This window comes from Pseudomonas sp. DF5 (assembly GCF_058148225.1).
This window is the reverse complement of the sequence record NZ_JBYVYM010000005.1, coordinates 26,304-40,592: the sequence shown is the minus strand read 5'-3', so window position 1 is coordinate 40,592 and position 14,289 is coordinate 26,304. Positions and strand designations below refer to the sequence as shown.

General features: G+C 56.2%; 16 protein-coding genes and 2 pseudogenes. 11 read left to right on the top strand and 7 right to left on the bottom strand.

Annotated features, from left to right (window positions below; genetic code table 11):
• Positions 1-16: 16 nt before the first annotated feature.
• Positions 17-205: pseudogene (locus AC30D7_RS06495) on the top strand (hydrolase); the annotation flags it as partial.
• 47 nt (positions 206-252) lie between these two features.
• Here the strand turns inward: AC30D7_RS06495 and AC30D7_RS06490 are convergent.
• From AC30D7_RS06490 to AC30D7_RS06475, 4 genes are all read right to left on the bottom strand, one after another.
• Positions 253-540: a hypothetical protein gene (locus tag AC30D7_RS06490; protein WP_019651040.1), complete on the bottom strand. Its 288-nt coding sequence runs from the start codon at positions 538-540 to the stop codon at positions 253-255.
• A complete protein-coding gene (locus AC30D7_RS06485) occupies positions 537-1,259 on the bottom strand; it encodes an N-acetylmuramoyl-L-alanine amidase (RefSeq protein WP_490133493.1) in 723 nt (240 codons plus the stop codon). Before AC30D7_RS06485 ends, AC30D7_RS06490 begins: the two co-directional genes overlap by 4 nt.
• Positions 1,259-1,798: a PAAR domain-containing protein gene (locus AC30D7_RS06480; protein WP_490133492.1), complete on the bottom strand. Its 540-nt coding sequence runs from the start codon at positions 1,796-1,798 to the stop codon at positions 1,259-1,261. Before AC30D7_RS06480 ends, AC30D7_RS06485 begins: the two co-directional genes overlap by 1 nt.
• A gap of 361 nt (positions 1,799-2,159) precedes the next feature.
• A protein-coding gene (locus tag AC30D7_RS06475) for an IS3 family transposase (protein WP_490133491.1) occupies positions 2,160-3,322 on the bottom strand; the annotation gives its coding sequence in 2 pieces (ribosomal slippage) (positions 2,160-3,067 and positions 3,067-3,322; 1,164 coding nt in all).
• Between the two features lie 892 nt (positions 3,323-4,214).
• Between AC30D7_RS06475 and AC30D7_RS06470 the strand changes: the two genes are divergently transcribed.
• The 7 genes from AC30D7_RS06470 to AC30D7_RS06440 all read left to right on the top strand — a co-directional run bounded on the left by AC30D7_RS06470 (position 4,215) and on the right by AC30D7_RS06440 (position 8,455).
• Positions 4,215-4,448 (top strand): hypothetical protein, encoded by a 234-nt coding sequence (locus tag AC30D7_RS06470; protein WP_490133490.1) that lies wholly within the window; start codon positions 4,215-4,217, stop codon positions 4,446-4,448.
• Between the two features lie 44 nt (positions 4,449-4,492).
• Entirely contained in the window at positions 4,493-4,861 is a 369-nt protein-coding gene (locus tag AC30D7_RS06465; RefSeq protein ID WP_490133489.1) for a DUF6124 family protein, read from the top strand.
• A gap of 35 nt (positions 4,862-4,896) precedes the next feature.
• On the top strand, positions 4,897-5,154 hold the full coding sequence (locus AC30D7_RS06460; protein ID WP_018929441.1) for a hypothetical protein: 258 nt from the start codon (positions 4,897-4,899) through the stop codon (positions 5,152-5,154).
• Between the two features lie 144 nt (positions 5,155-5,298).
• Positions 5,299-6,339, top strand: a complete 1,041-nt coding sequence (locus AC30D7_RS06455; RefSeq protein WP_490133488.1) for a DMT family transporter — start codon at positions 5,299-5,301, stop codon at positions 6,337-6,339.
• Between the two features lie 220 nt (positions 6,340-6,559).
• Positions 6,560-6,928, top strand: a complete 369-nt coding sequence (locus tag AC30D7_RS06450; protein WP_028939926.1) for a DUF6124 family protein — start codon at positions 6,560-6,562, stop codon at positions 6,926-6,928.
• Between the two features lie 430 nt (positions 6,929-7,358).
• Positions 7,359-8,051, top strand: coding sequence for a DUF433 domain-containing protein (locus AC30D7_RS06445; RefSeq protein WP_490133487.1), 693 nt, complete (start codon positions 7,359-7,361; stop codon positions 8,049-8,051).
• Complete coding sequence (locus tag AC30D7_RS06440) at positions 8,048-8,455, top strand: PIN-like domain-containing protein (RefSeq protein ID WP_018929437.1); 408 nt, start codon at positions 8,048-8,050, stop codon at positions 8,453-8,455. Before AC30D7_RS06445 ends, AC30D7_RS06440 begins: the two co-directional genes overlap by 4 nt.
• Before the next feature lie 217 nt (positions 8,456-8,672).
• On the opposite strand, the gene AC30D7_RS06435 is transcribed toward AC30D7_RS06440, so the two are convergent.
• A complete protein-coding gene (locus AC30D7_RS06435) occupies positions 8,673-8,936 on the bottom strand; it encodes a GNAT family N-acetyltransferase (protein WP_490133486.1) in 264 nt (87 codons plus the stop codon).
• Between the two features lie 176 nt (positions 8,937-9,112).
• Here AC30D7_RS06435 and AC30D7_RS06430 point away from each other — a divergent pair, with 176 nt between their 5' ends.
• On the top strand, positions 9,113-10,552 hold the full coding sequence (locus tag AC30D7_RS06430) for an ArnT family glycosyltransferase (RefSeq protein WP_490133485.1): 1,440 nt from the start codon (positions 9,113-9,115) through the stop codon (positions 10,550-10,552).
• On the opposite strand, the gene AC30D7_RS06425 is transcribed toward AC30D7_RS06430, so the two are convergent.
• Positions 10,503-11,366, bottom strand: coding sequence for a phosphatase PAP2 family protein (locus tag AC30D7_RS06425; RefSeq protein WP_490133484.1), 864 nt, complete (start codon positions 11,364-11,366; stop codon positions 10,503-10,505). The two genes, AC30D7_RS06430 and AC30D7_RS06425, sit on opposite strands and share 50 nt — an antisense overlap.
• Positions 11,367-11,400: 34 nt before the next feature.
• On the bottom strand, positions 11,401-12,072 hold the full coding sequence (gene pmrG / locus AC30D7_RS06420) for a lipopolysaccharide core heptose(II)-phosphate phosphatase PmrG (RefSeq protein WP_490133483.1): 672 nt from the start codon (positions 12,070-12,072) through the stop codon (positions 11,401-11,403).
• Between the two features lie 260 nt (positions 12,073-12,332).
• On the opposite strand from pmrG, the pseudogene AC30D7_RS06415 reads away from it, so the two are divergent.
• Together AC30D7_RS06415 and AC30D7_RS06410 are read left to right on the top strand one after the other, a co-directional pair.
• Positions 12,333-13,346, top strand: a pseudogene (locus AC30D7_RS06415) (methyl-accepting chemotaxis protein); the annotation flags it as partial.
• Between the two features lie 42 nt (positions 13,347-13,388).
• Positions 13,389-14,252: a methyl-accepting chemotaxis protein gene (locus tag AC30D7_RS06410; RefSeq protein WP_490133587.1), complete on the top strand. Its 864-nt coding sequence runs from the start codon at positions 13,389-13,391 to the stop codon at positions 14,250-14,252.
• Positions 14,253-14,289: the final 37 nt, after the last annotated feature.

The window sequence follows — 14,289 nt, the reverse complement described above, 5'->3', positions numbered from 1 at the left end:
AAGCTGCCTTGGGCTCATCGACGTTATCCAGTCACTCATCGGCACCCTGCCCAGCATCGCCACCATCGAACGCCACGACGGATCCAAAACGCCCCTCCAGAAGCTGCACCCCGCTCCAGATGACGACAACCTGATCCAGGCCGACCGCGTCTTTATCAAGCACGGTTACGCACCATCGTCTGAGACCATCGAGTATTTGAAAGCCTGGGGGTGGAGCGGGTTAAAGGCCCTTCTCTTCCTACCCGGATGACTCTATTTTTTTCTGCACATCTCAATATCGCTCTGTGCTTTCAGATCCGTATCGATTCCCAGCCGATACCGGCAGTAGTCAATGATCCACTTTCGCTCCTCGTCCGTGAGTCGTTCGACGTGCCTGATCTCTCCATCGTTGGCGTGGATGTTGTAGAACTTCACCTGGAACGTGGGGTGCTTCTTGATGAACAGGATGGTCTCAATGTCGCCATCTTCAAGGGCTTCGTAGTAGCCGACGTAGAGCACAGCCAATACCGCCAACACTGCAGCAAACAAAAGCTTTTTCATTCTTTCGGCGCCGGTGGAGGCAAAAGTTGGGTCTTGGCTCGGAGGTTTCTCACCAATTCCATACCGATATTGCCTGGACAGATTTTCCCCTCGGACGCCTGCCCTGGATACTCCCTATGGCCACCAAAGTGCTTGATGACGAACACGCTTTTCAGCGCGTCGATCAGGTGCATCAACGCGACGATTTGAGCATCAGGAATCACGTTTGTGGTGCTGTAGCCGATGCTGTCGAGGGCGACGCGTCCTTTCGCGACCCAGTCGCCACCCTCTTCCGGCGTCGTCAGGTTTTCCAGTAACACAATGCCGATCAAACCGGTGTTGAACTTCAAAACGCTCGAACCCTGAAGCCGGATATCACGACCTTCGAAAATCTGTCCGGTGCAGTCGATCCCGTAGTGGTAGCCGATATCGTCGTACTTCTGGCTCAGGTGGCCTTTTTGGATCTCCTGCATCTGCTCTGCACCGGGGGTGCAGCTATGGCTTCGCCCGGCATGGTGCAGGGCAATCATGCTGTAGTCCCAATCCATGACCATATCCGGCTTGCCTTTCACCGCTCCCCAAGAGGATCGCTCGACGAACGTTGCGTTCAGCGATCGAACCTTTTTGATGATCGCCTCGCGCGTAGCGGCCCGGTCGTTCACAGTGATTGGGATTGGGCACATGAACTCGCCAGGCTTGATCTCCTGTGCAGTCGCTTGAGTCGCAAATTGGCTCGTCATCACTGCTTCTCCGACAGTTCATGAAGCGTTCGGGCCGGAGCGTTGAACTTGATGTGAAGGGAGATTTTTGCGTCTGGCGTGGGTGTCTTTACATGCGCTATGCCGTTGGCATCCGTAACGCCGATTGTCTCTACACCGTTGATAGTCGCCACATAGTCGCGGAAGGCCAACGGATTGCCTGTTTCACTATCAGTGATACTGAACGACTGCCCGTAGGTTTTCTGAATGGTGAGAGGCACGGGAGGTATGAACGGTGCGGGGGTGTGCGAGTCGCCGATAATCACCGTGCCTGAGCCACCGATCACGATGTCGCCATGAGTGCCCACGGTATCGATTAGAGCGGCGTTTTTGCCGTTGATGAACACAGTAGCTGATACGCCTGAGACCAAGGCGCTGCCACAGGTGCAGGAATCGCCTTTGCGGGCTGCAGCGAGCCCGTCGAAGAATACGTCAGAGGATCCGGAAGCGATGGCTTTGGCGCCATGCCCAGGCATTGAGCAACTGGTCGGATCGGTGATACGTGCGGCTGGCTTTGCCATGCATGACTCCCTGTCAGCGGTTTTCAACGATGGTCGACCTTAGCAGATTTGTTCTAAAAGTAGGCTAGGCTCATCTATCAAGGGCCGATACCGGCCGATTCTGTTGAAAAAGTCGGCTTCGGTTTCCACAGCAGAAAAGTACGCGCCTGAGATTGAAATCTGTGTTTTGGCTTTCACCTATCAATATTCGAGCGTTTTGGGCAACCCGACTTTTTCAACAGAATCGGCCAGGAGCAGACGATCAACACTGCAAATAAATTTGTCCCCTTTTCACTCGTCCCCTTTTCACTCGCTTGACGAGAACCTGGTGTTCATTCGTGAGGGCATCGCTGAGCTGACCGTCGCCGGCAGTCTGTAGTGGTCAACTGATCCCGGACACGACGTTAAGTTTTTCTTCGGCCCGGGCTGGCGCCAACCCACCGTTGAATTGGTGGGGCCGAATCCAGTTGTACCGATGCATCAAAAAATGGCTGATATCGCGCTGTACTTCCTGCGCAGTTCTGTAGCCTAGGGTCGGTATCCACTCGGTTTTCAAGCTGCGGAACACACGCTCCATTGGCGCGTTATCCCAGCAGTTCCCACGCCGGCTCATGCTCTGGCGTATGCGGTATCTCCACAATCGCTGACGAAATAGCCGGCTTGCGTATTGCGCCCCCTGATCCGAGTGAAACAGCAGACCCGAAGGTCTGCCACGCTGCTCGTAGGCCATATCCAGGGCCTTGATCACCAGATCGGCGTCCGGCTTTTCCGACAACGCCCAACCCACCACCCGGCGCGTGCAAAGATCCAGCACGACCGCCAAGTAATGCCATTTCCCCTGGGCCCAAATGTAGGTGATGTCGCCGCACCAGACTTGATTCGGGGCTGGCACATCAAACTCACGGTTCAAGGTATTCGGGATATCGAGTCTTTCTACTGTCGCTCGTTTGTAGGCATGTGAGCCGGGTTGTTTACTGACTAAATCAAGTTCGCGCATCAAGCTGCGTACTTTGAATCGACCGAGCTGCTCACCGTCTTCAAGCATCAGCGACAAGATGCTGCGGCTCCCGGCAGCGCTACGACTTTGCGTGAACAACTCGCTCACCCGGCTGCGCAACCTAAGTCGTTCAACATCGGGCGTGCGGTGCCTAAGGCGCTGGGCGTAGTAGCACGAACGAGTGACTTCAAACACCTTGCACAGCCAATCAACTGGCTCATGGACGCTCAGCTGATTGATCAGCGCGTACGCTCGTGATCTTCCGACATCAAGAGCGCGGTAGCCTTTTTTAATATCGATTTTTCCCGTTCAAGGCGGGCGATCCGGGCTTCCAGCTCCTGGATTTTCTGCTGTTCTGGGGTCAGCGCTTTGCTCTGCGGCGTGACGCCTTGGCGCTCCTGCTGAACCTGATCGACCCAGCGGCGCAGGGCCGACTCGCCGACGCCAAGTGAACGGCTGGCTTCGATGTAGCTGTAGTTTTGCTTGAGCACGAGGTCGGCAGCCTCGCGTTTGAATTCAGCAGAAAAGGAACGGCGTTGTTTGGTCATCTGACACCTCGATCTGGCGAGCATTCTCGCCTAAATGGGTGTCCGGTTTCATTAGACCACTACACCTCTACTCGACCAGCGCGCAGATCAATGCAAGGCTCAGCTTGCTTAAACAAACGTTGAAATAACTTCATGGTCATCCCTGTTTTCTGAAAGTAAATATCTCGCTGGCTAAAGAGTATGTGAGCAGCTCTTATGCCGTTCAGGCGCACAAGCAATTACCCTCACCTGAGAGTCGCGTGAGCTGAGAAGACGAGTTCGAGCACCGACTGAATATCCCAGCCGGCTACGAGGCTAGCAAAGTGCCATACCACCGTCCACCAATCCGGACAGCATGGATTAGCCTCAAGCACACGACACATTTTGCGCAATCAGGAACGTGTCGCGACACATGCCCTAGCGAAATGGGAGGCCAGTCATCCTGGTAGCGGCCTTTTGTCTCGAACGACGATTTGCGAGAACTAACCCCATGGAAGACCACTACCCTGATCCGGGGTGGTGATGAGCATCCCTTTTGCATCAACTACGATTTCGGAGAGACAGGCGCGCCACCCGTCGGAGGATGAGCTTGGAAATTTTGCGCATTATTCGGCGGTAAAAAATCACCCAGCAGAAAGCACCGTGTATCCCCAGCTGTATCCCTGTCAAAACCAAAAGACGTAAAGTCCAATGTTTACAGCGTAAAAACATGCCAGTTCAAACGGCCCCGGCCCACCAATCCGAAAACGACAAAGCCCGCCAAGTGCGGGCTTTGTTGCATCTGGGGTTTGGCAATCGATGCTCACACGTCCCCCTGTGGGAGCGGGCTTGCCCGCGAAGAGGCCAACCACACCACCACAAATCCCCCCGCGCCCAAAACATCCAACCGTCGCCGCGAGCGCCCGGAAATGCCATGCGCCAAGCCCTCCAGATCATCGACATGCAGCCCAGCTTCGCCCCGCTCAAATGGCTCATCGACGGCATCCAGACGCTCATCGGCCCCCTGCCCAGCGTCACGCCCCTCAGGAGGAAAACTAACCATGTCCTAGGACATTTCCCTCAAGTTGTGGCGAACCTCATGAACTGGCGAGTAACAATCCAAGAAGATAACCTTCCCTCTTCGCTGCAACCCGGCGGACGGTTTTGACAGGCCGAAAAGCGTAGGGATCCCTAACCTTTCGGAGTTCCTCTATGAAAAAGACCAACCCACTTGAAAACTCAACCCTTTCAGAGTCGGAAGACCTCGACCTGACCCAACTCTCCCAAGCCACCCAACGCGCCGTCAGCGCCCGCTTGCGCAACCCGAAACAGCCCGATCCCGTGAGCCATGTGTTCACCATCCTCCCCGACGTCGACACCCCCACCCTGCTCGGTCACGCCAGTGAAACCCTGGCCTCCTTGAACGTCATGACCACCGACCTGGCCGACCATCTCGAAGGCTCGCATCGCAATGTGGCGTTGGCGATGCAGCAACTGGCCGTGCTGGCCGAGATGTTGATCAATCGAGCGCTGGATAACCTTGATTCGCCCATGCCGGCGGTCGAGCCCGTCAGCCACTGAGCAATCGCGATCGTTGATCGAATGGAGGTTTTGTCATGGATCGATACATGCCGATCACCGGCATCGACTGCACTATCGCGTCGCTGCTGATCGACACCGAAGCGCCGCTGGATGTGCTGCATGAAACGGCGGCCTACCGCATCCGCACGGCGACTCAATTGCTGGAGAGCTTCGCTGTAAGTGAAGGCGTTCACAGTGAGCTGGCGCGGGTGTTGGTGACTTCGTTGCGCGATGGTTGCGATTTGCTGGATGTGGTTGGGCGGCGGTTGCAGAGGCAGGTTTCAGCGTCTTAACGATTCCGGCAGCCGCGCCCCCAACGCAAAAAGGCACCTGACGAGCCTATCGCAGGTGCCTTTTTTGTGGATTCGATTCAATGCGCTGTCGATGCATGACGAGTATCGTGTCTCTCCACCATGCCTTTTGCTACGGAACAGATGATGAACAAAAGCGTTTTATACGCCTTGGGGGCTGCAGCGCTGTTTGGTGCCAGTACACCGCTTGCCAAGGTCCTGGGGCTGAACGTTTCACCCGTTTTGCTCGCCGGTTTGCTTTACCTGGGAAGTGGCTTGGGTCTCACGGTTACCCGGCTGATCCGCGATCGCGGCTGGCAACCTGTCGGCTTAACCCTTTCCGAATGGCCATGGCTCATTGGCGCTATCGCGTTCGGCGGCGTGCTGGGGCCGGTGTCTTTAATGTTCGGCCTTACTCTCACATCCGCTACCACTGCTTCGCTGTTGCTAAACCTTGAAGCGGTGTTAACCGCCCTGCTTGCCTGGATGGTGTTCAAGGAGAACGCCGACCGGCGGATCGTCGCTGGAATGATCGCAATCGTTGCCGGTGGCGTGCTCTTGGGTTGGCCTCAAACTTCCGCACAGATCCATGGTTGGGTTGGCCCGGTCGCCGTGGTGATTGCCTGTTTTTGTTGGGCTATCGATAACAACCTTACCCGGAAGGTTTCCGCATCGGATGCATTGTTCATCGCTGGCATCAAAGGATTGGTCGCCGGGATCGTCAACTGCACTATAGGGATTGCTCTTGGCATGCATCTCCCCGAGTTATCTCTATTGGGGCCAACGCTACTCGTAGGCTTTTTGGGCTACGGCGTTAGCCTGGTGCTATTCGTTTTGGCTTTGCGCGGGCTTGGCACCGCGCGCACAGGTGCGTACTTCTCTACTGCACCGTTCCTGGGGGCCGCTATTTCGATCCTGTTGTTAGGCGAAGCGGTGACGTGGGTGTTTTGGGTGGCTGCCGGCCTGATGGGGGTTGGCGTCTGGATACACCTGACCGAAAGCCATTCTCACGAGCACCAACACGATCCGCAAACACATGACCATCCGCATATTCACGATGAACATCATCAACATGAACATGCCTTTGAGTGGGACGGCACTGAACCTCATAGCCATTTACACGACCACGCTCCCATCAAACACAGTCATCCGCACTTTCCCGATATCCATCACAGGCACCAACACTGAGCGGCTGAGACGGCACGGCGGTTGCTCAGGGTAGTGAAAAAGGATTTCTCTGACAGATTAGAACCACGTCATCCTGGGAATTTTCCTGCAACCCGTAGCGACTGTCATGAACTGGCGAACAACATTTCTGGAAGATAATCTTCACCCTTCGCTGCGACCCTGCGGATGGTTTTAACAAGCCGAAATTACGTAAGGATCCCCAAACCAATGGAACGCCCTTATGAAAAAGATCACCCGAATCCCACTGAAAAATACGGCCACTTCACAGCCTGAAACTCTCGACCCAACCCAACAGCCCAAAACCACCGAGCGCGCTGTCAGCGCCCGCCGGCGCAACGTGAACAGGAACATCTTCAGCGTCCGCCCCGACGTCGACATGCCCACCCTGCTCGCTCACGCCAGCGAAACCCTGGCGTCCCTCAACGTCATGACGCTGGACTTTGCCGACCGACTCGAAGGCCCACAGCGCAATGTGGCACTGGCGCTTCAGCAGTTGACGATGCTGACCGAGCTTTTGGTCAACCGAGCGAAGGATAACCTTGATCCGAACGCGTCAGTGGCCGCGGGAGAGCCTCCCGTTCTTCACTGAGTGATCGCGCTCGTTGATCGAATGGAGTCTTTACCGCTCCCCCAACACAAAAAGGCACCTGACGAGAATATCGCAGATGCCTTTTTGGGCTTTGAATGGGTAGAGATGTTATGTATGCATGACAATTGAAGCTGAATGTTACTTATACGAGACAATGCAGTGTCAGACGACTCAACACTAGGTTTCATAATCTGCAACTTACTGTCGACTCAATAGACGACAGAGTAGCCACGTTTTCGCCCAAGCGACTTACAGGACAGGGTTTTCAGAAATTTCCTGCAAGCCGTGACGACTCCGAGCTGATTGTGTAGCTCACGCTTCAAACCTACTCTGCCCAAACAAAACAGCGGTTCGTCCCCGACCAGTTGCTTGAGTTCACCCTTACGACCAGAATCCATCCATCGGATCACCTGCTGACAAGGAGGCCAACATGCAAAACATTAAGCTACCTAGCCGCCTTGTCGGCATTGGCTTGTACACCCCAGCAGAAGCTTCGCTTTACACCGGGATTTCAGCTACCGATATACGCCGCTGGTTATTCGGATACACCGCCCACGGTGTTCAGCATCCGGGGCTTTGGGACTCAGAGCTGTCTGATGTGAACGAGTGCGTTCTAGGTTTTCATGACTTACTGGAAATTCGTTTCGTTCATGCTTTTCGCCAACACGGCGTAAGCCTGCAAGCCATCCGTAGTGCCTCGCAGCAAGCAAAAGAGTTGTTTAACCAAGCGTACCCATTCACCTGCAAACGCTTTCAAACCAACGGACGAAGCATCTTCGCCACGGTGATGGGTGAAACAGGGGATGAGGCACTTCTGGACTTGATCAAGCGACAGTATGCATTCGAACAAGTCATCAAACCTTCGCTCTATGAAGGTATCGACTACACAGGATCAGGCTCAGCGCAGCGCTGGTATCCGGTCAAACGCAGCAAAGCCATCGTTCTCGACCCCTCTCGAAACTTTGGAAAACCTGTCCTGTCAGGTACGGGAATTGACACAGCAGCCATTTTTAGCGCCTACAGAGCTGAAGGCAGAGACGTCAAACGTGTAGCCCGCCTCTATGAAATACCTATTGCTGCAGTTGAGGCAGCGGTCAGTTTTGAGCAAAGGAATGCGGCTTGAAGTTCCTATTGGATAACAATCTTCCCCCTGCGTTGGCCCGAGCCTTGAACGAACTGACTAAAGCTGAGGGCCATTCGGTACTGTCTTTAAGGGATAAATTTCCGCAAAGCACCGCTGATGTGGCATGGATATCAGTGCTGAGAGAAGAAGGTGGATGGGCTGTCATCTCTCAAGACAAATTCACAAAAGGTGATATTGAAAAGAGAGCGTTCCGCGAGTGCGGACTGCCGGTCTTCTGTTTGGCCAAGCATTGGGGAAACGAGTCTTATTGGAACAAAGCGCATAACCTGGTGCGATGGTGGCCGTCGATCATGAGTCAGGCACATCTGAATGGAGGTGGCGCTGCGTTCCGCGTACCGTGGAAATGTCCGGCGCACGGAAAATTTGATCAAATAAAAATATAAACCCCGAACCGTGACAGGGCTTCTTTTCATTCATACCTTTGGTGAAGCTACGAGCGACTGAAGCCATCCATCCACATGAATTTTTCTTCACCCCACCGCCCCCCTCCAACCTGTACATTCCCCCTCGCTCATTCAAGAAACTACGGTTTGCCCGCCCTCCCGCGGGCTTTTTTTTTGCGATTTGGTTAGCGGTCGGTTCCAGTGACTGCTCCCACCATCATTTCAACCGATACAGATACGTATCCTGCGCCTCATGCGGCTGCAAACAAGCCCTCTGATAACACCGTCTGATCAAACCAAACCCGGCCGCTTCGGCCAGCCGCTGGCTCGCCACATTGGCCGAGGCGATGGTCAGGTAAAACGTGAATCCGGGCATGCTTTTGATCAACGCTTCAAGCGCCGTGCGCATATAGCCTTTGCCCGAATACTCGGTATTGACCCAATAGCCGACCACATACCGGTTACGGTGCCGGGGCTTCAAGCCAATGCAGCCGATGATCGCGCGAGGAACGATCGGGCCTCGTCCTCGGTGGTGTAGGGTTTGGCTCAGGGCAGAAATTCATCGCCCATGACCTCTCGCTGGCCGTTCATGTTTCGTTAAGCATTCAACTCGTATGCTTGGGGTTCCCGGTCCCCTGCTCGGTTAGCCAGAAACTCATGTCACGCCCCGTCTCTTCACTGTTTCTACTCGCCGCTCTGCTGTTTTTCTTCGCCCTAAGCAATCACCAATTACAAGGTTCCACGGAGGCCCGGGTCGCCGGAATTGCCATGGAGATGCACCTGGATAACGACTGGGTGACCCCGCATTTGTTCGGCGAGCCATTTCTTGAAAAACCGCCCTTGAGCTTGTGGCTCGACGCCGGGGCGATTCGCGCATTCGGTGGTACGCCGTGGGCGGTGCGACTGACGTCCGCGTTTGCCGGGCTGTTCAGTGTGATGCTGTTGTACACGATGCTGCGGCGATTCAACCGGCCCAAGGTTGTTGCCTGGACGGCGGGGATTTTGCTGGCGACCATGGCCAGTTATTGGAGTAATACGCGCAGCGTCGGCGAAGACGCATTACTGGCCTTCGGCGTGAGTATGGCGCTGCTGGCGTTTTTTCATGGTCAACGGCACTCGACCGTCGGCAACGCCCTGCTTTTTGCATCAGGGATCGCTATCGCGACCTTGAGCAAAGGCGTGCTGGGGCTGGCGATGCCGGGGGTGGTGATCTTCGCGTATCTGCTGGCCGAAACCTTGATGGACAAGCGCCTGAAGCCCTCGGACTGGCTGCGCCCCGGCCTGTTGACACTGTTGGGATTGGTGCCGCTGATGATCTGGCTCGCGGTGCTGTATCAGCGCGATGGTGTGCATGCCGTGGGGGAAGTGTTGCTGACCAATAGCGTCGGGCGCTTCAGCGGCTCCTTCGTCGAGGCCGGCCATTACGAGCCGTTCTACTACTATCTGGCCAAGCTGCCGGAGGCCTTCGCGCCCTGGAACATTCTGGTGTACCTGGGGCTGTGGCACTTTCGCAAAAGCCTGATGGCCAATCGTTACCTGTTGTTTTTCACGGTGTGGCTGCTGGCGCAGTTCGTCATGCTGACCCTGGCGTCGAGCAAACGCACGGTATACATGATGTCCATGACGCCGGCAGCGGCGGTGATTGCCGCAGAATATGCGAGCGTGCTGTTCGAGCGACTTCAAGCCTACACCGGTGCGTCGACCTTGCCGGGGCTGATTGTCCGGCATCGTCGCGGTATAGGGGTTGGTGTACTAGCCTTGGTGATCGGCAGCTACGTCGCTGCGGCTCAATGGGCATTGCCTCACGCTGATCGCACACTGTCCTTCCTGCCGCTGACTGAACAGATTCAGGCATTTCAGGACAGCGGGCAGCAGGTCGCGTTGTTTCAGGCCAACGAGCGGGTGGGCGGCGCCAGTGTGTTCTACACCCGGCGCATCCTCAAAGGCCTGGATACCGAGGCGCAATTGCATGAGTTTCTGAGCGCCTCACCGGCTAATGTGGCACTCATGTCTGGTGTAAATGAACCCGCCGCGCCCTTAAAGGTGATCAAGACAATGAAGGTGGGGCGCCAGGCTTACTACTTTGTGACCCTGTAAACGGCTCGGCGACGGGTACCACAGCCTTCTGCAGCAACGGCAGTTCCAGCCGCGCCCGCCCATAGAACGCCAATGCCGTCAGCAAACACGTCAGCCACACGAAGATCCCGGACCAGAAGGTGTGGGACATGTAGTGCCAGCCTTGCAGGACACGTGTCGTGCCATAGACGAAACCGAGCAGCAGCGAGCCGTACATCACCGCTTTGGCGTGCCGCCAGCGGTAGCGGCGAGCCACGAAGTACAGCGCGAGCATGGTGAAGCCACCCGACGCATGCCCACCCGGCCAGCAGCGACCGTCACCGGCTTCTTTCAGCAGGTCAAAATTCTGGTACCACTCCTTGTGCTCGATTTTCCCGGCGTACTGAGTGGTTTCAACCGGGCAATACACACTGGTGTGGCTCTTGAGGTAGTGGATAACGCCGGTGCTGATGGAAAACGCGAACACCATATACAGGAAGTCCCGGCGGTGTTTACTGGCGAACCGAAGCACGGGCGCGACTTTTATTTTTTCCAGGAACGCGATGATCTTCGAATGTTTTTCAGCCTTCAGTCGCGGCCAGAGAAATGACAGCAAGGCGCCGATGATCGCAATCTCACCGGTCCAGTTCGGGATGATCCGCGCCCATTTATGGGTGATCTGTTCGAACAGACGGACATGCTCCAACGGAAACACCTGGGTAACCGGGTCATAAAAAAGATCGCTGAAAGCGATGTCGATTTTGGTCATGTCAAACATCAGGAACACCGCGACCGCGCAGGCCAGCGGAATACCAAAGTTCACCCAGTAAAAGCGGTAACGGGAAGAAGTCAGCATCGTACGTCCAGATCCAGAGGGATGAAGAAAAAGCTCATTCGGTGGTCACCGAATGCCAGTCAGAGGCTTCGATGGAACCAAGCATGCGAGGTTCCTGAGGTTTTTCCGCGGAGATAAACAGAGAAGCACCGTAGCCTAGAGTAACAGTCGGCAGCTTGAGATCTTTTTCCAGTTGATCCATGCACTCGCTGTGAGTCACCAGAATCAGGTTGCGCCCGGCCACTTTGTGCGCCAGGGCATCGCGCAACATGCTACCCCTGCAGTTGATCAGCCAGTCTTCGCCGACGCCAACCTTGTTGAACATATAACTGGAGGTCTGTGCCGCACGGATGACCGGACTGTTGTAGATATCGGCCTTGTTCAGGCCCAGATGTTCAAACTGTGCACCGACCCCCACCGCCACGCTACGCGAGCGATCCGTAATGCCATCGTCGCCAATCAGACAGGCGGCGGTGGAGTGATCGCAACGCTCGACGTGGCGCACCAGCACGATCATGTCGCCCTTGGCCCAACCCGCAACCAGCGCACGGGCACCCGCCACATTGCCATGGGCCAGGTCGGGCACAGCCGCAGGCCGCAACAGCCACACGGTCAGCGGGATCACCAGCAACAGTGAAGCCACGATGACCACAGCGTTTCGATAACGGGCCAAACGGCTCAGATCGATCGAGCGTTTTATCCCGAACAGACTCAGTCTCAATTCCACGTTTAGCCGCCTCGCCGGCATGCATCACATTCATGCAAAACCGTAAGAGTAGAGAGTCTCGCGTCGGCTGCTGGTGAAACCCATGTGAAAAAAAGCTTAAGACCTGCGTAAAAATCTTGTTACAGATTCCATCCGACAAAATCCTTTCAGCTCCCGGGATTGCGGCCGATACATACCTGCTACACACCTTGCTGGCTCCCAAAAACAAAAATCTTCCAGCCAACCGACGATCAAAAGCGCAACGTTCCTGGAGGAATTTGATGAATAGCTGGTTCGGCAACATCAGCGTGAACCTGAAACTGGGCCTGGGATTCGGCCTGGTCCTGGCACTGACCTGCATCCTCGCCCTGACCGGCTGGACCAGCCTGGGCGGGTTGATTGACCGCAGCAACTGGATGAGCGACATCACTCAGCTCAATGCCGGCCTGACCAAGCTGCGCGTGGTTCGCCTGCAATACATGCTGACCAACGGCGACGAAACCGCCGCACAGAATGTGCAAACTACCCTGGACAGTTTTGTTGCTCAGCAAACCGCTCTGCTGGGCAGCTTCAAAAACCCTGAAAACGTCAAAATGCTCAAAGAGCAGGCCGCGACCATCGCCGCTTATCAGACGTCGCTGAACAAAATGCGCAGCGCCTACCGCACCGGCAACAGCGCCCGCGAAGCCATGGCAGCCAACGCCGAAACCGCTAGCAAGCTGATCGATGCGATCAATATCCGTGTGCAGCAAATGCCCTTGAGCGATCAGCGCTTCGAACAGTTCCTGGCCATCACCGCCGCCAAGGAAGCGTTCATTCTTGCCCGCTATGAAGTGCGCGGCTACACCGCCAACACCAATGCCGAGACCGAGCAGAAAGCCGTTTCCCAACTGGATGCGGCCATCGCCAGCCTGAAATCACTGAACACACATTTCGCCGAAACCCAACAAGACGCGCTGCGTCAGTTGGAAGCCGCCCTGAGCAACTACCGCAGTGCCTTGCAAGCCTATAAAGCCGCCAATAGCGATGCGGTGCAGGCGCGTAAGGAAATGACCGATCAGGGCGCCGCCATCGTGACCCTGAGCGATCAGCTGTATCAATTCCAGCTCGACCGCCGTGATGCCGAAAGCGCCCAGGCCCGCACACTGCAATTGATCAGCACCTTGCTGGCGTTGCTGGTGGGCATCATCGCCGCCGTGGTCATCACCCGTCAGATCACCGGCCCGTTGCGCGATACCCTTAAAGTGGTCGAGCGCATCGCCGGTGGTGACTTGTCTCAAGACATCAAAGTCACCCGCCGCGACGAGCTCGGCGTGTTGCAGCAAGGCATTGCGCGCATGGGCGTGACCCTGCGGGACTTGATCAGTGGCATTCGTGACGGCGTCACTCAGATCGCCAGCGCCGCCGAAGAACTGTCGGCCGTGACCGAACAGACCAGCGCGGGTGTGAACAGCCAGAAAGTGGAAACCGATCAGGTCGCCACCGCCATGCACGAAATGACGGCCACCGTGCAGGAAGTCGCGCGCAACGCCGAAGAAGCCTCCCAAGCCGCAGCCGCCGCTGACGGTGAAGCTCGCGAAGGCGACAAAGTGGTCAACGAAGCCATCGCCCAGATCGAGCGTCTGGCCAGCGAAGTGGCGCGCTCCACTGACGCGATGAGCGTACTGCAGCAGGAAAGCGACAAGATCGGCAGCGTCATGGATGTGATCAAAGCCGTGGCCGAACAGACCAACCTGCTGGCCCTCAACGCCGCCATCGAAGCAGCCCGTGCCGGTGAGGCCGGTCGTGGTTTTGCGGTGGTGGCTGACGAAGTTCGTGGCCTGGCCCAGCGCACGCAAAAATCCACCGAGGAAATCGAAGGCCTGGTGGCCGGCTTGCAGAACGGCACTCAACAAGTGGCGGCGGTGATGAACAACAGCCGTACCCTGACCGACAGCAGCGTGGCGCTGACTCGCAAGGCCGGCGTATCACTGGATAACATCACCCGCACGGTGTCCAACATCCAGTCGATGAACCAACAAATCGCTGCCGCCGCCGAGCAACAAAGCGCCGTGGCCGAAGAGATCAGCCGCAGCATCATCAACGTGCGCGACGTGTCCGAACAGACCGCCGCCGCCAGCGACGAAACCGCTGCGTCCAGTGTTGAACTGGCGCGGTTGGGCAATCAGTTGCAGATGATGGTGAGTCACTTCCGGGTTTGATATTCACTTTGCGGTGAATGAAAGATCCATTCGCGGG